Raw genomic sequence first — 19,864 nt, 5'->3', positions numbered from 1 at the left:
CTATAGTTAGCGGACTGGTGTACTAACATGGAGAAAAATATGTCATTTCAATCCTGGGATACCCGTATCGACGACGACCTGGCTTTACTGAGCGAAACGCTGGAAGAGGTGTTACGTTCCTCGGGCGACCCTGCCGATCAGAAATATATTGAGCTAAAAGCCCGCGCCGAGCAGGCGCTGCATGAAGTGAAAAACCGCGTCAGCCATGCGTCTGATACCTACTACTACCGGGCCAAAAAAGCAGTGTATCGTGCCGATGATTACGTGCATGAAAAACCGTGGCAGGGTATTGGCGTGGGGGCTGCCGTAGGGCTGGTGCTGGGGCTGCTGCTGGCCCGTCGCTAAACCGCTTAACCACTCCCTATACGTGGGTACTGCTATTTATCGTCAGTACCCCGTATAATACGAGGTTTTAACAGGGAGAGGTTCGCGTGAATTCGATTTTCCTCGCGCTGGAGCAATTGCGTACCCAGCTTTCGCAAGCGTTACCCGCAACACCCGGCTTACGTCATTTCGACGTCTCTTTCCCGTTAAACGACGCCTTCGACCCTCTCGCCTGGCTTGGAGCTCAGCAGTGCTATCCGCAGTTTTACTGGCAACAGCGTAACGGCGATGAAGAGCTGGCTGCGCTGGGGGCGGTTACCCAATTTTCCTCTCTGGCGTTAGCCACGCAGTTTTTGCGCGAGCAAAATGCGGCACAAGATACCCGTATCTGCGGCCTGAACGCTTTTAATCCGGAGCAGGGGAGCCTCTTTTTACCGCGGCTGCTCTGGCGACGTACCGCCGGCAACGCTACGCTGCGCCTGCAGTTGTGGAGCAATTATTCTCTTCAGGAAGATGCCCGCGCCGCGCTGGATTTTTTACAGCAGCTCCGTCCTGCAAGGCCTATCCGCCCGCTGTCCGTTCAGGTAGAGCACGAAACCCATCTGCCGCAGCAGGCCGAATGGCTGACGCTTATCCGCAGGGCGACAGAGACCATTGCGTGCGGTGAATTTGAAAAAGTGGTTCTCGCCCGGGCAACCGATATTCGTTTTACACAGCGCGTAAACCCCGTCGCGCTGATGGCAGCCAGCCGGGCCCTCAATTTACATTGCTATCATTTCTGCATGGTATTCGACGCCCGCAACGCGTTTCTCGGCTCTACGCCCGAGCGTCTCTGGCGGCGGCGAGGCACGCTGCTGCGCACGGAAGCGCTGGCGGGCACCGTCGCCAGCCATAGCGATGATAGCCAGGCGCAGCGTCTCGGCGAGTGGCTGCTGAACGATGATAAAAACCAGCGTGAAAATATGCTGGTTGTGGAGGATATCTGTCAGCGTCTTCAGCACTCTACGCAGACGCTCGAGGTACTGCCCCCCCAGGTGGTACGCCTGCGTAAAGTGCAGCATTTGCGCCGCTGTATCTGGACCGAGCTTAAACAGGCTGATGACGAGCAGTGTCTGCTCATGTTGCAGCCGACTGCGGCCGTTGCCGGATTACCCCGACAGCCTGCGCGCGAGTTTATTCAGAAGGTTGAACCCTTTAACCGCGAGTGGTACGCCGGTTCGGCCGGGTATTTATCCCCCGAGCAGAGTGAGTTCTGCGTGGCGCTGCGCTCCGCGCGCGTTCAGGAGGACTCCCTGCGGCTCTACGCCGGCGCCGGTATCGTCAGCGGGTCTGACCCGGAGCAGGAGTGGCAGGAGATTGAAAACAAAGCCGCCGGATTGCGCTCTCTGCTCCTAAGGGATTAATACAGATTCGCGCAATCCCGATTCATATCAAAATTCCAATTTTTTCTATTATTTATACTGTGTCGCATTCTTGATACCGGACAATCTCATGTCAGTAAGTTCTTTTAACCGACGCTGGGCGGCGGTGATCCTTGAAGCCCTGACGCGCCATGGCGTCAGGCACGTGTGTATTGCACCGGGTTCTCGCTCAACGCCGCTGACGCTGGCGGCCGCCGAAAACCGGGCGTTAATTCACCACACCCACTTTGATGAGCGTGGCCTCGGGCATCTTGCGCTGGGTCTGGCGAAGGTCAGCAAAGAACCCGTGGCGGTGATTGTCACTTCCGGTACCGCCGTGGCGAACCTCTATCCGGCGCTGATTGAAGCCGGGTTAACCGGTGAAAAACTGATTCTGCTGACGGCCGATCGTCCTCCTGAGCTTATCGACTGCGGCGCCAATCAGGCCATTCGCCAGCCGGGACTCTTTTCTTCGCATCCTTCGCAGACGATTTCGCTGCCCCGTCCCACCCAGGATATTCCGGCAAGCTGGCTGGTCTCCACCGTCGATCACGCCATGGAGACGTTGCGTAGCGGACCGTTGCATATCAACTGCCCGTTTGCCGAGCCGCTGTACGGTGAGCTGGACGACACGGGGCTTGACTGGCAGCAGACCCTCGGCGACTGGTGGGAGAGTGAAAAACCGTGGCTGCGCGAGCAGACGCACCTTGAGAGCGCGAAACAGCGCGACTGGTTCTTCTGGCGGCAGAAGCGCGGCGTGGTTATCGCCGGGCGCATGAGCGCCTCTGAAGGCAAGCTGGTTGCCGAATGGGCGCAAACCCTGGGCTGGCCGCTGATAGGCGACGTGCTTTCCCAGACCGGTCAGCCGCTGCCGTGCACCGATCTCTGGTTGGGTAATGCCAAAGCGGTCACCGAACTGGCGCAGGCGCAGATTGTGGTCCAGCTTGGATCGAGCTTGACCGGCAAACGGTTACTGCAGTGGCAGGCGACCTGCACACCGGACGAGTACTGGCTGGTGGACGCGCTGGAAGGGCGGCTTGACCCGGCGCACCACCGCGGTCGTCGTCTCGTCAGCTCTATCGACGCCTGGCTGGCGCTCCATCCCGCTGAAAAACGCAAGCCCTGGGCGGTGGCCATTCCGGACCTTTCGCGCCAGGCGTGGGAACTAACCAAAGCGCACTGTGAAGCGTTTAGCGAAGCCGGGCTGGCGCACCGTATTCGCCAGTACCTGCCCGAGCAGGGGCAGCTGTTTGTCGGCAACAGCCTGGTGGTGCGCCTGATTGACGCTTTTTCGAAGCTGCCCGCGGGCTACCCGGTGTACAGCAACCGTGGCGCCAGCGGCATCGACGGGCTGATCTCCACGGCGGCGGGCGTGCAGCGCGCCAGCGCGAAATCGACGCTGGCGATCGTGGGCGATCTCTCCGCGCTCTACGATCTCAACGCGCTGGCGCTGCTGCGTCAGGCGTCAGCCCCGTTTGTGCTGATTGTGGTCAACAACAACGGTGGGCAGATTTTCTCCCTGCTGCCTACGCCGCAGAGCGAGCGCGAGCGTTTCTATCTGATGCCGCAGAACGTGCAGTTCGAACACGCCGCGGCGATGTTTAGCCTGAAATACCATCGCCCGGAAAGCTGGGAACAGCTGGACGCGGCGTTAAACAGCGCATGGAAACAGCCGGGCGCGACGCTGATTGAGCTTGTGGTGAACGATGCTGACGGTGCGCAGGCCCTGCAAAGCCTGCTGGCGCAGGTGAGCCAGCTGTGATCCTTTCGGGCGTGCTGCAGGCCGGAAAACCAGGCTATCCCTGGCTGGTCTTTTTGCACGGTTTTTCGGGTGACTGTCGCGAGTGGCAGAGGGTCGGTGCAGGACTTAGCGATTATCCCAGGCTATATCTGGATCTGCCGGGGCACGGTGGATCCCGGAATCTGGGTGTGAAGGGGTTTGACGAGATGAGCGCGTTGCTCACCCGAACCCTGCTTAGTTACAACATACTTAAATTCTGGCTTGTCGGGTACTCCCTCGGCGGCCGCATTGCGATGTTCCATGCCTGCCAGCAGCCGAAGGGGCTGCAGGGCGTGGTGGTGGAGGGAGGGCATCCGGGCCTGCAGGATGACGATGCGCGAAATGCGCGGCTGGCATCCGACCGCCGCTGGGCAACGCGTTTTCGTACCGAACCGCTGGAGAAAGTGTTCGCTGACTGGTACCAACAGCCCGTTTTCGCCTCCCTTACGGACGCCCAGCGCGACGCGCTGATTACCCTGCGCAGCCAGAACAGCGGCGCGACGCTGGCGCTGATGCTCGAGGCAACGTCGCTGGCCGTGCAGCCCGACCTGCGTGCTGCCCTGAGCGCGCGCGATTTCTCTTTTGATTATCTCTATGGCGAACGTGATGAGAAGTTTGCGGCCCTGGCCGCTGAGCTGAACGCCGTTCGCCATGCAATTCCCAACGCCGGACACAACGCCCACCGGGAAAATCCCGATGCGGTTACCGCAAGTCTGGCTCAGATACTGCGTCTTCGCATAAAGGACACTCTATGATCTACCCTGATGAAAACATGCTCTATGCACCGGTTGAATGGCAAGACTGCTCCGAAGGCTACACCGACATTCGTTACCATAAATCCACCGACGGCATTGCTAAAATCACCATTAACCGTCCGCAGGTGCGTAATGCCTTCCGTCCGCTGACCGTGAAAGAGATGATTCAGGCCCTGGCGGATGCGCGCTACGACGATAACATCGGCGTGATTGTCCTGACCGGCGAAGGCGATAAAGCGTTCTGCTCCGGCGGCGATCAGAAAGTGCGCGGCGACTACGGCGGATACCAGGACGACGCGGGTACGCATCACCTGAACGTCCTCGATTTCCAGCGTCAGATCCGCACCTGTCCAAAACCGGTGGTGGCGATGGTGGCGGGCTACTCCATCGGCGGCGGCCACGTGCTGCACATGATGTGTGACCTGACTATTGCCGCCGAGAACGCCATCTTCGGCCAGACCGGCCCGAAAGTGGGATCCTTCGACGGCGGCTGGGGTGCCTCCTACATGGCGCGCATCGTCGGGCAGAAAAAGGCCCGCGAAATCTGGTTCCTGTGCCGTCAGTACAACGCGCAGGAAGCGCTGGATATGGGCCTGGTGAACACCGTGGTGCCGCTTGCCGATCTCGAAAAAGAGACCGTGCGCTGGTGCCGTGAAATGCTGCAAAACAGCCCGATGGCGCTGCGCTGCCTGAAAGCGGCACTTAACGCCGACTGTGACGGTCAGGCTGGTCTGCAGGAGCTGGCGGGCAACGCCACCATGCTGTTCTACATGACCGAAGAGGGTCAGGAAGGGCGCAACGCGTTTAACGAAAAACGCCAGCCGGACTTCAGCAAATACAAACGGAACCCGTAATGCGTCGCGCGCAGGTTTACCGCTGGCAGATACCGATGGACGTGGGCGTGGTGCTGCGTGAACGGCGGTTAAAAACCCGTGACGGCTTCTTCGTGCATCTGCAGCAGGACGAGCGGGAAGGCTGGGGCGAGATTTCACCGCTGCCGGGCTTTAGCATGGAGTCGCTGGAAGACGCGCAGTCAGCATTGCTGGCGTGGGCAGACGCGTGGCGTGAGGGCACGAATCCGGCATTGCCGGATGTGCCTTCCGCGGCTTTTGGTATCAGCTGCGCGCTCGCGGAGCTGGACGGTAGCCTGCCGGAAGCGGGAAATTACCGCGCGGCACCGCTCTGCACGGGCGATCCGGACGAACTCTTCGCGCTGCTCTCCGCTATGCCGGGCGAGAAGGTCGCGAAAATCAAAGTTGGGCTCTATGAGGCGGTGCGCGACGGCATGGTCGCCAACCTGCTGCTGGAAGCGATCCCCGATCTTCATCTGCGTCTGGACGCCAACCGCGCCTGGACGCCGCTTAAGGCGCAGCAGTTTGCGAAGTACGTCAATCCGGCGTACCGCAGCCGCATTGCCTTCCTCGAAGAACCGTGCAAGACGCGCGATGATTCGCGTGCGTTTGCCCGCGAAACGGGGATTGCCATCGCCTGGGATGAAAGCCTGCGCGAGGCCGATTTTGAATTTGTCGCCGAACCCGGCGTCAGCGCGGTGGTGATTAAACCGACGCTGACCGGCAGCCTGGCGAAAGTGCGCGAGCAGGTCGCGGCGGCGCACGCCTTAGGGCTGACGGCGGTCATCAGCTCGTCGATTGAGTCCAGCCTTGGGCTAACCCAGCTGGCGCGCATTGCCGCCTGGTTAACGCCTGATACGGTCCCTGGTCTCGACACGCTGAACCTGATGCAGGCCCAGCTTCTCCGCCCGTGGCCGGACAGCGCGCTGCCCTGCCTCGACCTTACGGCGCTGGAGCCGCTGCAATGAGTTTTACCGACTGGCCGTGGCGGCACTGGTGCGCGCAGTTTGCCGATAAGCCGGCCCTGAGTCTTAACGACGAGACGCTTACCTGGCAACAGCTGCGCGCGCGCATTGACCGCCTTGCGGCGGGCTTTCACCGTCAGGGCGTGGAGGAGGGCGACGGCGTGCTGTTGCTGGCCCATAATCATCCGCACACCCTGCTGGCGTGGCTGGCGCTGCTCCAGTGCGGGGCGCGTATTCTTCCCGTGAATCCGCAGCTGCCGCGCCCGCTGCTGGACGTGCTGCTCCCGCAGATGACGCTGCGCTTTGCGCTGGTACTGGATGGCAGCTATGACGGTCTTCCTGCCCTGAGCATGCGCGAGACCGCCGATGCGTATTGCACTGCGTGGCAACCGGCGCGGCTGGCGTCCATGACGCTGACCTCCGGCTCCACCGGGCTGCCGAAAGCGGCGGTCCATACCTGCGAGGCCCATCTTGCCAGCGCGCGCGGCGTTTTGTCGCTGATGCCCTACGGTGAAGACGACGACTGGCTGCTTTCGCTGCCGCTGTTTCACGTTTCCGGCCAGGGGATTTTATGGCGCTGGCTGCAGGCCGGCGCGCGGTTAACCGTGCGCGAGAAACAGCCGCTGGCGGAGGCGTTGCAAGGCTGTACCCACGCCTCGCTGGTGCCAACCCAGCTCTGGCGTCTGCTTAATGCACACCAGCATATTGCACTGAAAGCGGTGCTGCTGGGCGGGGCGGCCATCCCTGTTGAATTGACCGAACAGGCGCGAGAACAGGATATACGCACCTTCTGCGGCTACGGCCTGACCGAGTTTGCCTCTACCGTCTGCGCGAAAGAGGCGGACGGCGAGCCGGACGTGGGCTATGCGCTGCCGGGCAGAGAGGTTCAGGTGGTTAACGGGGAAGTCTGGATCAGGGCGCAAAGCATGGCCTCAGGCTACTGGCGGGATGGCGAACTGATTCCGCTGACCAACGCGCAGGGATGGTTCGCCACACGCGATAGCGGCGAATGGCATAACGGCCGTCTGACGATCCTGGGCCGCATGGACAACCTCTTTTTTAGCGGCGGAGAAGGGATCCAGCCGGAATCGCTGGAGCGCGTTATCGCCACGCACCCGCAGGTTAACCAGGTGTTTATTGTTCCGCTGGACGACGCCGAGTTTGGGCAGCGTCCGGTGGCGGTGGTGGAGTGTGAGCCGGGAACGGATATCACCTGTTTACCTGACTGGGTGAGGGATAAGGTGGCGCGTTTTGAGCAACCCGTCCGCTGGCTGCTGTTGCCGACCGAACTCAAAAATGGCGGTATTAAAGTCTCGCGCCGCGCGTTGCAGCAGTGGGTGAACGCATCGCTGAAGGGATAATAGCCGTTTCAAATAGTTACAATCTGATGACCTGCCGCACGCAGAGTGCTTGATCCCCGGGAGACTCCGGTTAAAATCTCGCGGTTTTGGGACTTCTTTATAATAATTGTGCGGGATCACGACAATGAAAAAAGCGGCATTACTGGGCTTCGGCCTGATGGTTGTATCTGCGGCGGCTAACGCCATCAGCATTAACGGCTCGGCGGGTCAGGATTATACCCACCTGGGCTTTGGCATGGGTACCGAGACATCCGGTCTGGCGATGACCGGCGGCTGGACGCATAACGATGATGACGGCGATGCGGCCAGCCTCGGCCTGGGTCTCAACGTTCCTCTTGGCCCGTTCCTGGCCACCGTCGGCGGTAAAGGTATCTATACCAATCCAAATGACGGTGACGAAGGGTACGCGGCGGCAGTGGGCGGCGGCCTGCAGTGGAAAATTGGCGACAGCTTCGGCCTGTTTGGTGAGTACTACTATTCGCCGGACTCCCTCTCAAGCGGTATCGAAAGCTATGAAGAGGCTAACGCCGGCGCGCGCTGGACCATCATGCGTCCGATTACCATCGAAGCGGGCTATCGTTATCTGAACCTGGCCGGTAAAGACGGCAACCGCGACAACGCGCTGGCCGACGGCCCGTACGTGGGCGTCAGCGCAGGCTTTTAATCACTCCGGCGCGGCATTCTGTCGCGCCAGTTTCTCTCTTATCCGCCCCGCGTTTGCGTTATAGTGTTTTGACCAAATAAGCGGGAGAACATAATGATTAACGTGGAGATGTTATCCACCGGCGACGAAGTGCTGCATGGACAAATTATTGATACCAATGCAGCCTGGCTTGCCGATCTTTTCTTTGAGCAAGGATTACCGTTAACGCGCCGCAATACGGTGGGCGACAATCTTGAGTCACTGGTCGCTATTCTGCGTGAACGCAGTGAGCACTGTGACGTGCTGATTGTGAACGGTGGGCTCGGCCCTACCAGTGACGATCTCAGCGCGCTGGCCGCCGCGACCGCAAAAGGCGAAGGGCTTGTGCTGCATGAGGCGTGGCTTTCGCAGATGGAGCGCTTTTTCTCCGAACGTGGCCGCATCATGGCCCCCAGCAATCGCAAACAGGCTGAAATTCCCGCCAGCGCCGAGCTGGTTGATAACCCGGTGGGTACCGCGTGCGGATTTGCCATGCAGCTGAACCGCTGCCTGATGTTCTTCACGCCGGGCGTGCCCTCAGAATTTAAAGTGATGGTCGAGCAGCAGATCCTGCCGCGCCTTCGCGATCGTTTTACCCTGCCGGAACCGCCGCTGTGTCTGCGTCTGACCACCTTTGGCCGCTCGGAAAGCGATCTGGCCCAAAGCCTCGATCACCTTCTGCTGCCGCCGGGCGTGTCTATGGGCTATCGCTCCTCCATGCCGATCATTGAACTTAAGCTGACAGGTCCGGCCGAGCAGAAAGAGGCGATACTGGCGTTGTGGCCCGAGGTGCAGCGCGTGGCTGGCGAAAGCCTGATCTTTGAAGGTACGGAAGGGTTGCCCGCGCTGATTGCGAAGCAGCTGCAGGCGCGTCAGCTCAGCGTGACCTTAAGCGAGCAGTTCACCGGTGGCCTGCTGGCACTTCAGCTGTCGCGCGTCAACGCGCCGCTGCTGGCCAGCGAAGTGGTGCCGTTCCAGCAGGAGACTCTGGCGCAGACCGCCCGCTGGGCGTCCGAGAGAAGGGTGAAGCATTTTGCCGGTCTGGCGCTGTTCGTCGGCGGGCTGGATGAAGAACACCTCAACTTCGCGCTGGCGACGCCCGAGGGCACCCACGCCCTGCGGGTGAAAATGAGCATTACCCGCCACAGCCTGGCGGTGCGTCAGGAGGTATGCGCCATGATGGCGCTGAACATGCTGCGCCGCTGGCTGAATGGCAAAGAGGTGGCCAGCGAGCACGGCTGGATTAACGTGGTTGAATCGCTGTTCGTGGAGTAACGCCTGTGCCGGGGCCTTTCGCCCCGGCCATGTTCAGCCGAGCGCCTTTGCCAGCAGCGTAATCGGATGCTCGCAGCGCTTGCTGGTGGACATCTCAATCTGCCACTTGCAGGTTTCGCAGTCGGTCACCACGATATCCGCGCCGCTCTCCTCAATCTGACGGAACAGCGGGGCGCCGATCGCCTGCGACGTGTCATAGTTTTCACGCTTAAAGCCGTAGGTTCCCGCAATCCCGCAGCAGCGTGAATCCAGCACCGTCAGCTCCAGCCCCGGAATTAACCGCAGCAGCTCCAGCGTATAGAGCGACCAGCCCATTTTCTCCATATGACACGGCGTGTGGTACACCACTTTCAGGGGTAATTTCCCTAGCGGCAACGTCTGTCCGCTGTCCAGCTTGCGCCACAGGAAGCGCGTCGCCAGCTCGATGTGCTCGCGTAGTCCGGTGTTGTCTACGTCCAGCAGATGCGGGTACTCATCGCGCAGGGTAAAGGTACAGGTGGAAGAGGTCGCCAGCACCGGAATACCTTTATCGACAATCGCTTCGCGCAGGGAGGTGACATTGCTCTGAGCCTGCCTGCGCGCTTTATCGGTAAACCCGTTGGCGATCAGCGGTACGCCGCAGCACTTCTCTTTATTCAGTAGCTGAACGCCCGTTCCCATGGCGTTCAGCACCTTCAGCAGATCTTTACCCAGCTGCGGGTGGTTGTAGTTCACGTAGCAGCCGTGGAAAAAGGCCACCTGCTCGGCGTACTGAGCCTGTTTCGCCGCGACGGATTTATACCAGCGGCGGAAGGTTCCGTGAGAATATTTCGGCAGGCTGCGGTGATGGTCTATCTTCAGCGTGGCATCCAGCAGCTGGCGCACCGGTTTGAGAGAGGTCGCGGCATTCACCAGCGGGGCAAACGGCGTAGAGACGCTGCCCATCAGATCGGTATGGCTCAGGATTGCGTCACGAAGCGACGGCTTTTGCGTGCTGTAGCGCGCCCGGGCGCGCTGGATAATATCGCCGATTTTCACATCCGACGGGCAGGCGACTTCGCAGCGTTTGCAGTTGATGCAGTATTTCAGCGCTTCATCATACAGCTTGCCGTCCTTCAGGCGCAGACGCTCGCCGTCCGGTCCGGCCTGCTTTGGTCCGGGATAGCGTGGGTTCACGCCGCTGACCGGGCAGACGGTGGTACACACCGTGCATTTGATGCAGCTTTCAAAACGGGTATCGTTCATTGTTCAGCCTCCGTGCGCTGGCTAATCTGCTCTGCCACATACAGCGCCGTGACGGCGCAGACGCCGCCACCGCACCCCTGAGCAATAGGATCGTACCCGCCCAGCAGCGAGCCGATGGCAAAGAGATTACTGACAGGTCTACCGGCAAGCTGCGGGTGTAACCGGTTATCGACAATCACGCCGAACTGCTGCCAGGGCTGCGGCGAGAAGAAATCACTTTGATACCAGTCCGCGCGGGAGGCATGCTGGCGAACATCCAGTCCCATAATAGCTTCCCGGATACCCTCCCGGCTGCTCAGCAGCCCGTTGCTGAAGAAGCTGCCGCTTGCCAGCACCGTATAGCGCGCACGAAGCGGAATATCGTCGTGGTTGCGCGTCCAGATTTCGCTCACCGCGCCGTCGGTCAGGGTGATTTTTTTCACCTCATCACCCGCCATCCACACGCCGCCCTGCGCGACAAACTGGCGCTGGAGCTGGGTATGCAGACGAATGCCGGGTACGGACGGAGGCAGCGTTGGCAGCAGGCCGAGCGAGCAGGGCAGACGATCCGATAGCCAGCGCCAGAGCCGGTTGTCGCGTAAGCCAAAGCAGGCGGGCATCAGCAGGGCGTCACAGCTGTCGCTGAGGGGCCTGAGCGCGTCATACAGCAGCGGCCATTTGTCCTCGTTATCCAGAAATCGGGCGATATTCACCGCGCGAAACTCGCTCGGGTTATCGCGCAGGACATCAAGCTCAGGTAGTTCTATCTCTGCCGTTTCGGCATTGATCCCCTGGCGGCAAAGCGACGCCGCCGCGAGATGGGGCTGAAAATCCAGAAAACCGCTAATACCCACGACCCGGACGCGCGCGGCATTGACGGGCGCAACGGGCACCTCCTCCGGGCTGAGCCAGGCAGAGCGTAAGGTACCGAGCGGCGTGACGCGCTGGTGATTGAGCCGGGCGCTCCCCTTCAGACGCGCGCCGCAGTCCGCCAGCAGCGCTTCGGTTTCCAGCGCAAAGCGGTCAACGTTGTGCGCGCCAATCAGGTGATAGGGGTGCTCCGGCGGCAGCTTATCGCGGTACGTTTCGTCCACCAGATCCAGCGAGCCCGACGAGAAGTGCAGGGCGCTCTGGCCCCGTGTGATAATGGCGCAGCGCAGCCCCTGCCTGGTGAGCCTGATGCCGCAGAGCAGGCCTGCCAGCCCGCCGCCGACGATTACGGTATCAAATTTCATCGCGTTGCTCCTTCTCAAGACCGCAAAGCCCCTGGTAGACCCAGCGGGTAAATTCGCTTTCGCGCAGGGCATCGCCCCAGGCGACAGGCTGGATGCCTTTCCAGCGCTCGTTTAAAAACGCGCTGAGCTGATCGAGCGACTGGGTAGCGGTGGTGGTATGAAAGCGCTGCAGCAGTCCGGCGGCACGACAGGCGCACAGCTCGCCCTGACAGGTACCCATTCCGACGCGGGTGCGGCGGCGAAGATCGAGCAGGCTGTTAACCGTCAGATTTTCCACCGCGTACTGCACCTCACCGGCGGTGACGGCTTCGCACTCGCACACCAGGCTGCGGCTCAGGCGCCCTTCACCGAGCCACTGCGGCGTTCTGTCGCCGTGGCGGTAAATAGCGGATCCGCGCAGCGGCGCGGGCAGGGAGATGATTTTTTGCAGCGTTTTTTCGGTGGACTGACGCGAGCCGGGCAGGGGTTGTTCTGCCGTCACGCACCGTTCGGTATTGCCCAGCTTGCGGCAGACGGCATCGGTCGCCCACTCGGCCATCAGGCGGTAGGTCATCAGCTTGCCGCCGGTGATGGTGATAAACCCGTCCAGGCCGTCACGCCCGGCGTGATCGAGCAGCACAATGCCCCGGCTGACGTTACGCCCGTTCGGATCGTTATCGCTGGCGACCAGCGGACGCACGCCTGCGTAGGCGCGCAGAATACGCGTCTGCGCCATCACCGGGGCCAGTTTTTCCCCTTCGCGCAGCAGGATGTCGACCTCTTTAGCGGTCACGCGGTTGTAGTCAATCTCGCTATAGTCCACGTGGGTTGAGGTCGTACCGATTAATGAGATGGTGTCGCCTGGTACCAGAATATCGGCATCTGACGGTTTGCGGCAGCGGTTAATGACGTGGTTATTGATGCGGTGGTCGAGGATCAGCAGCGAGCCTTTCGCCGGGAACATGCGCACCGACAGGTCCGCGTATTCCGCGATGCGCTGCCCCCATATCCCCGCCGCGTTAACCACCACGGCGGCATACAGCTCGCTGTGTTCGTTATATTGCGTATCAACGATCCGTACGCCGCAGATGCGGTTTCCCTCGCGGATAAGCCCGGTCACTTCGTGTCCGGTCAGAATGTGAGCGCCATGTTCGCGGGCTTCCAGCATGTTGGCGGCAGTCAGGCGGAAGGGGTCAACGGTGCCGTCAGGCACTTTAACCGCGCCGATAAGCGCCGGGTTAACCGACGGTTCCAGCCGCCGCGCCAGAGCCGGATCCATGGCCTCAGCCTTAATGCCCGCTGCACAGCAGGCGGTAATAAAGGTGTCCTGAAAGGTGAGGTCATCTTCGGGAAGAGTGATAAACAGGCCGTCAGTCGGCTCAATGCAGTGACGGGCGATACGCTTAAGGATCTGGTTTTCAGCAATACATTCGCGCGCGGATTCAGCGTCGGTGACCGCATACCGGGCGCCGCTGTGCAGCAGGCCGTGGTTACGCCCGGTTGCGCCCGTGGCGATATCATGGCGTTCCAGAAGCGTGACGCTTAAGCCGCGAAGGGCGCAATCGCGCGCGATCCCGGCGCCGGTCGCGCCACCACCAATGATTATCACATCACTATAACGAGGATCGTGACTGGTCATTGTTTACCCTCTATGTTCGTTTTTTATCATTTAGCCATATTAATTTTGTGGTTTGTTTGATTTCGAACATAAACGCGCGGAATTCGAAAGTGAAACGTGATTTCATGCGCTTTTTTGCGCATTCTGTCATATTTCTGTAACAATCTGTGCGTTGATTCACAGTAACAATCACCGTGATTTCTTAACATCCCCGCCTCTGGAATTCAGGTGCGAGCCACCTGCTCATTCATTTCAAGGCCACGGAGGCTGTTATGCTCAGTATCTTTAAACCTGCGCCGCACAGGGCGCGTCTGCCAGAGGCAGAAATAGATCCGCTCTATCGCCGTCTGCGTTGGCAAATCTTCCTGGGGATCTTCTTCGGGTACGCGGCGTACTACCTTGTACGTAAAAACTTCGCGCTCGCCATGCCGTATCTGGTGGAGCAGGGCTTTTCCCGTGGCGATCTGGGGTTCGCGCTGTCGGGGATCTCCATCGCCTACGGTTTTTCCAAATTCATCATGGGTTCCGTGTCGGATCGCTCGAATCCGCGCGTGTTCCTGCCCGCCGGTCTGATCCTGGCGGCCGCGGTCATGCTGTTCATGGGCTTTGTGCCGTGGGCAACCTCCAGCATTGCCATCATGTTCGTGCTGCTGTTCCTCTGCGGCTGGTTCCAGGGGATGGGGTGGCCGCCGTGCGGGCGTACCATGGTGCACTGGTGGTCCCAGAAAGAGCGCGGCGGCATCGTGTCGGTGTGGAACTGCGCGCATAACGTGGGCGGCGGTATTCCGCCTCTGCTGTTCCTGCTGGGGATGGCCTGGTTCAACGACTGGCATGCGGCGCTTTATATGCCTGCCTTTGGCGCCATTCTGGTGGCGATTATTGCCTTCGCCCTGATGCGCGACACGCCGCAGTCCTGCGGCCTGCCGCCGATTGAAGAGTACAAAAACGACTATCCGGATGATTACAGCAAGGAGCACGAAGAAGAGCTGACCGCGAAACAGATCTTCATGAAGTACGTGCTGCCGAACAAGCTGCTGTGGTACATCGCGGTCGCGAACGTGTTCGTTTACCTGCTGCGCTACGGCATCCTCGACTGGTCGCCAACCTACCTGAAAGAGGTGAAGCACTTCGCGCTGGATAAATCCTCCTGGGCCTATTTCCTGTATGAATATGCTGGGATCCCGGGCACGCTGCTTTGCGGCTGGATGTCGGACAAGGTGTTTAAAGGTAACCGGGGCGCGACGGGCGTCTTCTTTATGACGCTGGTGACCATTGCTACCGTGGTGTACTGGCTCAACCCGCCGGGCAACCCATCAGTAGATATGGCCTGCATGATCGTCATCGGCTTCCTGATTTACGGTCCGGTGATGCTGATCGGTCTGCATGCCCTGGAGCTGGCGCCGAAAAAAGCGGCGGGCACGGCGGCGGGCTTTACCGGCCTGTTCGGCTACCTGGGCGGTTCGGTCGCGGCGAGCGCCATCGTGGGCTACACCGTTGACTTCTTCGGCTGGGACGGCGGCTTTATGGTGATGATCGGCGGTAGCGTGCTGGCGGTACTGCTGCTGATTGTTGTGATGATCGGTGAGAAACGTCACCACGCGGAAGTGCTGGCGCGTCGTCAATAAGGAGCTTAGCGATGAAATTTACCCAACTTGCAACCGGCCTGCTGCTGGCGGGCCTGATGACCGGGTCCGCGCTGGCGGCGGATAAAATTGTTATTGCCCACCGCGGCGCCAGCGGCTATCTGCCGGAGCATACGCTCCCGGCGAAGGCGATGGCCTATGCGCAGGGTGCGGATTACCTGGAGCAGGATCTGGTGATGACGAAGGACGACCAGCTGGTCGTCCTGCATGATCACTATCTTGACCGCGTGACGGACGTGGCGGAGCGCTTCCCGGACCGCGCCCGTAAAGATGGCCGCTTCTATGCCATCGACTTCACGCTGGCGGAGATCCGTTCCCTGAAGTTTACCGAGGGCTTTGAGATTGAAAACGGCAAGAAGGTGCAGGTCTATCCGGGACGTTTCCCGATGGGCAAATCTGACTTCCGGATCCATACCTTCCAGGAAGAGATTGAGTTTGTTCAGGGGCTGAACCACTCAACCGGTAAAAACATCGGCATCTACCCGGAAATCAAAGCGCCGTGGTTCCACCATCAGGAAGGAAAAGATATTGCCGCGAAGACGCTCGAGGTGCTGAAGCAGTACGGCTACACCGGCAAGAAGGACAAGGTCTACCTGCAGTGTTTTGATGCCGCCGAGCTGAAACGCATCAAAACCGAGCTGGAGCCGAAGATGGGGATGGATCTCAATCTGGTTCAGCTGATTGCCTATACCGACTGGAATGAAACCCAGGAGAAGCAGCCGGACGGAACGTGGGTGAACTACAATTACGACTGGATGTTTAAGCCGGGCGCGATGAAGCAGATTGCGCAGTACGCCGACGGCATCGGGCCGGATTACCACATGCTGGTGGCGGAAGGTTCAACGCCTGGTCACGTGAAGCTGACTGCGATGGTGAAAGAGGCGCACGCCAGCAGGATGCAGGTGCACCCGTATACCGTGCGTGCAGACCAGCTGCCGCCATATGCCACGGACGTGAATCAGCTTTATGAAGTGTTGTATAAGCAGGCGGGCGTGGACGGACTGTTTACGGATTTCCCGGATAAAGCGGTGACGTTCTTAAAATAGAAAAAAGGGCCGTAAGGCCCTTTTTTACATCTCGATCTCTATATCGCCTTTTGCCCGGCAGCAGCAGGGCAAAATTTCCCCTTCGTTGATAAAGGCCAGCGGCTCGGTCAGCCAGTCCACCTGGCCGGCGACCAGACGGCAGCGGCAGGAGCCGCAGTAGCCGGAACGACACTGGTACTCTACTTCTACCTGATGTGCCTCAAGCGCCACCAGCAGAGAAGGGTGCTCCTCCCGACACAGTACCTCAGTGCCGGAAAGACTTAACGTGACGCGTGACATCAGAGCTGGAAGTTGCTCAGGTCGTCGGTGTTGACTTCAGAATCAATCTGACCGACCAGATAAGAGCTGACTTCCACTTCCTGCGGCGCAACCTGCACGTTATCGGACACCAGCCAGGTGTTGATCCATGGAATCGGGTTAGAGCGCGTCTGGAACGGCAGGTCGAGACCAACAGCCTGCATGCGGATGTTGGTGATGTACTCAACGTACTGGCACAGGATGTCTTTGTTCAGGCCAATCATGGAGCCGTCGCGGAACAGGTAGTCTGCCCACTCTTTCTCCTGCTGAGCGGCCAGCACGAACAGGTCGTAGCACTCCTGCTTGCACTCTTCAGCGATTTCCGCCATCTCCGGATCGTCCGTACCGCTGCGCAGCAGGTTCAGCATGTGCTGGGTGCCGGTCAGGTGCAGGGCTTCATCACGGGCAATCAGACGGATGATTTTGGCGTTGCCTTCCATTAGCTTGCGCTCGGCAAAGGCGAAGGAGCAGGCGAAGCTGACATAGAAGCGGATCGCTTCCAGAGCGTTGACGCTCATCAGGCACAGGTACAGCTGCTTTTTCAGCGCTCGCAGGTTCACGGTGATGGTTTTACCGTTCACGTGGTGGGTGCCTTCGCCCAGCAGGTGCCAGTAGCTGGTCATCTCGATCAGCTCGTCGTAGTAGTGAGCAATGCCTTCCGCGCGCTTCTGGATCTGCTCGTTGGTGACGATATCGTCAAACACAACCGCCGGATCGTTCACGATGTTGCGGATAATGTGCGTGTAAGAGCGGGAGTGAATGGTCTCGGAGAATGCCCAGGTTTCCACCCAGGTCTCCAGCTCAGGAATCGAGATCAGCGGCAGCAGCGCCACGTTAGGGCTACGTCCCTGAATGGAATCCAGCAGCGTCTGGTACTTCAGGTTGCTGATGAAGATATGTTTTTCGTGATCCGGCAGCGACTGGTAGTCAATACGGTCGCGGGATACATCCACTTCTTCCGGACGCCAGAAGAAGGAGAGTTGCTTTTCAATCAGCTTTTCGAAGATGTCATATTTTTGCTGATCGTAGCGTGCCACGTTGACCGGCTGGCCGAAGAACATCGGCTCTTTGAGCTGGTCGTTTTTCGTCTGTGAAAAGGTGGTATATGCCATGAGTGTGTCCTGTCTTACGAAATAAAGGCGGGGATATCCCCGCCCTTCATTAGATCTTACATGCGCCGCTTTCGCAGCCATCGTCCTGAATTGACGGTACCAGGTCGTCCTGCGCGTCTTCCGCACCATCACGGGTGTTGTGATAGTACAGGGTTTTCACGCCAAATTTGTAGGCGGTGAGCAGGTCTTTCAGCAGCTGCTGCATCGGGACCTTGCCTGACGGGAAGCGCGTCGGGTCATAGTTTGTATTGGCAGAGATCGACTGGTCGATAAACTTCTGCATGATACCCACCAGCTGCAGGTAGCCGTCGTTGTTTGGCATTTCCCACAGCAGCTCGTAGTTGTCACCCAGCGTCTCGTAATCCGGTACCACCTGACGCAGCACGCCGTCTTTCGACGCTTTAATGCTGACGTGGCCGCGCGGCGGCTCAATACCGTTGGTGGCATTGGAGATCTGCGAAGAGGTCTCAGACGGCATCAGGGCAGAGAGCGTGGAGTTACGCAGGCCGTGAGTCTTGATGGACTCGCGCAGGCCTTCCCAGTCGAGGTGCAGCGGCTCGCTGACAATCGCATCCAGGTCTTTCTTGTAGGTGTCGATTGGCAGAATGCCTTTCGCGTAGGTGGTTTCGTTGAACCACGGGCACGCGCCTTGCTCTTTCGCCAGCTCGTTGGACGCTTTCATCAGGTAGTACTGAATCGCTTCGAACGTCTGGTGCGTCAGGTTGTTGGCGCTGCCGTCAGAGTAACGCTTGCCGTTTTTCGCCAGCCAGTAGGCGAAGTTGATCACGCCGATACCCAGGGTACGGCGGCCCATCGCACCGCGTTTAGCGGCCGGGATTGGGTAATCCTGGTAGTCCAGAAGGGCGTCGAGCGCACGAACCGCCAGCACGGCCAGCTCTTCCAGCTCGTCCAGGCTCTTAATCGCGCCCAGGTTGAACGCGGACAGCGTACACAGCGCGATTTCGCCGTTTTCGTCGTTCACGTCTTCCAGCGGTTTGGTCGGCAGGGCGATCTCCAGGCACAGGTTAGACTGGCGCACTGGCGCAACCACCGGATCGAACGGGCTGTGGGTGTTGCAGTGGTCAACGTTCTGGATGTAGATACGGCCGGTAGAGGCACGTTCCTGCATCATCAGGGAGAACAGGTCTACCGCCTTCACGCGCTGCTTACGGATGCTGTCGTCTTTTTCGTATTTAGTGTACAGACGCTCGAACTCGTCCTGATCGGCAAAGAACGCGTCATACAGGCCCGGGACGTCGGACGGGCTGAACAGGGTGATGTCTTCGCCTTTCAGCAGACGGGTGTACATCAGCTTGTTGATCTGCACGCCGTAGTCCATGTGACGCACGCGGTTGCCTTCCACGCCACGGTTGTTTTTCAGAACCAGCAGGCTTTCCACTTCCAGGTGCCACATCGGGTAGAACAGGGTCGCAGCACCGCCGCGCACGCCGCCCTGAGAGCAGGATTTTACTGCCGTCTGGAAGTGTTTATAGAACGGGATACAGCCGGTGTGGAACGCTTCACCGCCGCGAATCGGGCTGCCCAGCGCACGGATGCGACCGGCGTTGATGCCGATACCGGCACGCTGGGAGACGTATTTCACGATGGCGCTGGAGGTGGCGTTGATGGAATCCAGGCTGTCACCACACTCGATCAGTACGCAGGAGCTGAACTGACGGGTTGGGGTACGCACGCCAGACATGATCGGCGTCGGCAGAGAAATCTTGAACGTGGAGACCGCATCGTAGAAACGCTTCACGTAATCCAGACGGGTATCACGCGGGTAGTTAGAGAACAGGCAGGCAGCCACCAGAATGTAGAGGAACTGGGCGCTTTCGTAGATCTCGCCGGTTACACGGTTCTGAACCAGGTATTTGCCTTCGAGCTGCTTCACCGCCGCGTAGGAGAAGTTCATGTCGCGCCAGTGATCGATAAACCCGTTCATCTGCTCGAACTCTTCTTCCGTATAGTCTTCCAGCAGATGCGTGTCGTATTTGCCCAGCTCAACCATTTTCACCACGTGATCGTAAAGCTTCGGCGGCTCAAACTGACCGTAGGCTTTTTTACGCAGGTGGAAAATCGCCAGACGTGCAGCGAGGTACTGATAATCCGGTGCTTCGCGGGAGATGAGGTCTGCCGCTGCTTTAATGATCGTTTCGTGGATATCAGACGTTTTGATGCCGTCGTAGAACTGAATGTGGGAGCGCAGTTCAACCTGGGAGATAGATACGTTGTTCAGTCCTTCTGCTGCCCAGTCGAGAACTCGATGGATTTTGTCCAGATTGATACGCTCGGTAGTACCGTCGCGCTTTGTCACCAGCAGACTCTGATTCATGTG

17 protein-coding genes are annotated in these 19,864 nt (G+C 59.4%); 11 read left to right on the top strand and 6 right to left on the bottom strand.

The genetic code is table 11. The annotated features are described in order from the left end of the window. Positions 1-39: 39 nt before the first annotated feature. The 9 genes from elaB to ELK40_RS15750 all read left to right on the top strand — a co-directional run bounded on the left by elaB (position 40) and on the right by ELK40_RS15750 (position 9,393). Positions 40-345 (top strand): stress response protein ElaB, encoded by a 306-nt coding sequence (elaB, locus tag ELK40_RS15790; RefSeq protein WP_008500219.1) that lies wholly within the window; start codon positions 40-42, stop codon positions 343-345. Positions 346-431: 86 nt separating this feature from the next. Further along, a complete protein-coding gene (menF, locus tag ELK40_RS15785; protein WP_127731778.1) occupies positions 432-1,727 on the top strand; it encodes an isochorismate synthase MenF in 1,296 nt (431 codons plus the stop codon). A gap of 88 nt (positions 1,728-1,815) precedes the next feature. Continuing rightward, a complete protein-coding gene (gene menD / locus ELK40_RS15780; RefSeq protein WP_127731776.1) occupies positions 1,816-3,486 on the top strand; it encodes a 2-succinyl-5-enolpyruvyl-6-hydroxy-3-cyclohexene-1-carboxylic-acid synthase in 1,671 nt (556 codons plus the stop codon). Then, positions 3,483-4,259 carry a 2-succinyl-6-hydroxy-2,4-cyclohexadiene-1-carboxylate synthase gene (gene menH, locus ELK40_RS15775; protein WP_127731774.1) on the top strand — a complete coding sequence of 259 codons (777 nt, stop codon included), beginning with the start codon at positions 3,483-3,485 and terminating at the stop codon, positions 4,257-4,259. The genes menD and menH overlap by 4 nt, the downstream gene beginning before the upstream one ends. Beyond that, positions 4,256-5,113, top strand: a complete 858-nt coding sequence (gene menB / locus ELK40_RS15770) for a 1,4-dihydroxy-2-naphthoyl-CoA synthase (RefSeq protein WP_045402731.1) — start codon at positions 4,256-4,258, stop codon at positions 5,111-5,113. Before menH ends, menB begins: the two co-directional genes overlap by 4 nt. Then, positions 5,113-6,078: an o-succinylbenzoate synthase gene (menC, locus tag ELK40_RS15765; RefSeq protein WP_127731772.1), complete on the top strand. Its 966-nt coding sequence runs from the start codon at positions 5,113-5,115 to the stop codon at positions 6,076-6,078. The genes menB and menC overlap by 1 nt, the downstream gene beginning before the upstream one ends. Next, a complete protein-coding gene (gene menE / locus ELK40_RS15760) occupies positions 6,075-7,436 on the top strand; it encodes an o-succinylbenzoate--CoA ligase (protein WP_127731770.1) in 1,362 nt (453 codons plus the stop codon). Before menC ends, menE begins: the two co-directional genes overlap by 4 nt. A gap of 124 nt (positions 7,437-7,560) precedes the next feature. After that, on the top strand, positions 7,561-8,100 hold the full coding sequence (locus tag ELK40_RS15755; protein WP_115875883.1) for a YfaZ family outer membrane protein: 540 nt from the start codon (positions 7,561-7,563) through the stop codon (positions 8,098-8,100). Positions 8,101-8,193: 93 nt separating this feature from the next. Then, a complete protein-coding gene (locus ELK40_RS15750; RefSeq protein WP_127731768.1) occupies positions 8,194-9,393 on the top strand; it encodes a nicotinamide mononucleotide deamidase-related protein YfaY in 1,200 nt (399 codons plus the stop codon). 33 nt (positions 9,394-9,426) lie between these two features. Here the strand turns inward: ELK40_RS15750 and glpC are convergent, their stop codons facing one another. The 3 genes from glpC to glpA are packed head-to-tail and all read right to left on the bottom strand — an operon-like array spanning position 9,427 to position 13,449. Then, positions 9,427-10,617 (bottom strand): anaerobic glycerol-3-phosphate dehydrogenase subunit GlpC, encoded by a 1,191-nt coding sequence (gene glpC, locus ELK40_RS15745; protein ID WP_127731766.1) that lies wholly within the window; start codon positions 10,615-10,617, stop codon positions 9,427-9,429. Beyond that, a complete protein-coding gene (gene glpB / locus ELK40_RS15740) occupies positions 10,614-11,831 on the bottom strand; it encodes a glycerol-3-phosphate dehydrogenase subunit GlpB (protein WP_127731764.1) in 1,218 nt (405 codons plus the stop codon). Before glpB ends, glpC begins: the two co-directional genes overlap by 4 nt. After that, on the bottom strand, positions 11,821-13,449 hold the full coding sequence (glpA, locus tag ELK40_RS15735; protein ID WP_127731762.1) for an anaerobic glycerol-3-phosphate dehydrogenase subunit A: 1,629 nt from the start codon (positions 13,447-13,449) through the stop codon (positions 11,821-11,823). Before glpA ends, glpB begins: the two co-directional genes overlap by 11 nt. A 251-nt stretch (positions 13,450-13,700) precedes the next feature. On the opposite strand from glpA, the gene glpT reads away from it, so the two are divergent. Together glpT and glpQ are read left to right on the top strand one after the other, a co-directional pair. Continuing rightward, positions 13,701-15,053: a glycerol-3-phosphate transporter gene (glpT, locus tag ELK40_RS15730; protein WP_045354273.1), complete on the top strand. Its 1,353-nt coding sequence runs from the start codon at positions 13,701-13,703 to the stop codon at positions 15,051-15,053. Between the two features lie 11 nt (positions 15,054-15,064). Then, a complete protein-coding gene (gene glpQ / locus ELK40_RS15725; RefSeq protein ID WP_127731760.1) occupies positions 15,065-16,117 on the top strand; it encodes a glycerophosphodiester phosphodiesterase in 1,053 nt (350 codons plus the stop codon). A gap of 24 nt (positions 16,118-16,141) precedes the next feature. Here the strand turns inward: glpQ and yfaE are convergent, their stop codons facing one another. The 3 genes from yfaE to nrdA are packed head-to-tail and all read right to left on the bottom strand — an operon-like array spanning position 16,142 to position 19,861. Next, positions 16,142-16,396, bottom strand: a complete 255-nt coding sequence (gene yfaE / locus ELK40_RS15720) for a class I ribonucleotide reductase maintenance protein YfaE (protein WP_008500234.1) — start codon at positions 16,394-16,396, stop codon at positions 16,142-16,144. After that, the gene (nrdB, locus tag ELK40_RS15715) at positions 16,396-17,526 is read right to left on the bottom strand and encodes a class Ia ribonucleoside-diphosphate reductase subunit beta (RefSeq protein ID WP_047074992.1); all 1,131 of its coding nucleotides are present in this window, start codon (positions 17,524-17,526) and stop codon (positions 16,396-16,398) included. Before nrdB ends, yfaE begins: the two co-directional genes overlap by 1 nt. Before the next feature lie 49 nt (positions 17,527-17,575). Next, positions 17,576-19,861: a class 1a ribonucleoside-diphosphate reductase subunit alpha gene (gene nrdA / locus ELK40_RS15710; RefSeq protein WP_045908710.1), complete on the bottom strand. Its 2,286-nt coding sequence runs from the start codon at positions 19,859-19,861 to the stop codon at positions 17,576-17,578. Positions 19,862-19,864: the final 3 nt, after the last annotated feature.

This window comes from Enterobacter sp. N18-03635 (genome assembly GCF_004006055.1).
Taxonomy (GTDB): Bacteria; Pseudomonadota; Gammaproteobacteria; order Enterobacterales; family Enterobacteriaceae; genus Enterobacter; species Enterobacter vonholyi.
Note: the sequence above shows the minus strand (reverse complement) of the source record. Positions and strands in the feature narration are given on the sequence as shown.

Coding starts and splice junctions, on each gene's coding strand:
- glpT (WP_045354273.1), top strand. CDS start 13,701: ATGCTCAGTATCTTTAAACCTGCGCCGCACAGGGCGCGTCTGCCAGAG.
- nrdB (WP_047074992.1), bottom strand. CDS start 17,526: ATGGCATATACCACCTTTTCACAGACGAAAAACGACCAGCTCAAAGAG.
- glpA (WP_127731762.1), bottom strand. CDS start 13,449: ATGACCAGTCACGATCCTCGTTATAGTGATGTGATAATCATTGGTGGT.
- ELK40_RS15755 (WP_115875883.1), top strand. CDS start 7,561: ATGAAAAAAGCGGCATTACTGGGCTTCGGCCTGATGGTTGTATCTGCG.
- menD (WP_127731776.1), top strand. CDS start 1,816: ATGTCAGTAAGTTCTTTTAACCGACGCTGGGCGGCGGTGATCCTTGAA.
- glpC (WP_127731766.1), bottom strand. CDS start 10,617: ATGAACGATACCCGTTTTGAAAGCTGCATCAAATGCACGGTGTGTACC.
- yfaE (WP_008500234.1), bottom strand. CDS start 16,396: ATGTCACGCGTCACGTTAAGTCTTTCCGGCACTGAGGTACTGTGTCGG.
- glpB (WP_127731764.1), bottom strand. CDS start 11,831: ATGAAATTTGATACCGTAATCGTCGGCGGCGGGCTGGCAGGCCTGCTC.
- menC (WP_127731772.1), top strand. CDS start 5,113: ATGCGTCGCGCGCAGGTTTACCGCTGGCAGATACCGATGGACGTGGGC.
- elaB (WP_008500219.1), top strand. CDS start 40: ATGTCATTTCAATCCTGGGATACCCGTATCGACGACGACCTGGCTTTA.
- menE (WP_127731770.1), top strand. CDS start 6,075: ATGAGTTTTACCGACTGGCCGTGGCGGCACTGGTGCGCGCAGTTTGCC.
- glpQ (WP_127731760.1), top strand. CDS start 15,065: ATGAAATTTACCCAACTTGCAACCGGCCTGCTGCTGGCGGGCCTGATG.
- nrdA (WP_045908710.1), bottom strand. CDS start 19,861: ATGAATCAGAGTCTGCTGGTGACAAAGCGCGACGGTACTACCGAGCGT.
- menB (WP_045402731.1), top strand. CDS start 4,256: ATGATCTACCCTGATGAAAACATGCTCTATGCACCGGTTGAATGGCAA.
- ELK40_RS15750 (WP_127731768.1), top strand. CDS start 8,194: ATGATTAACGTGGAGATGTTATCCACCGGCGACGAAGTGCTGCATGGA.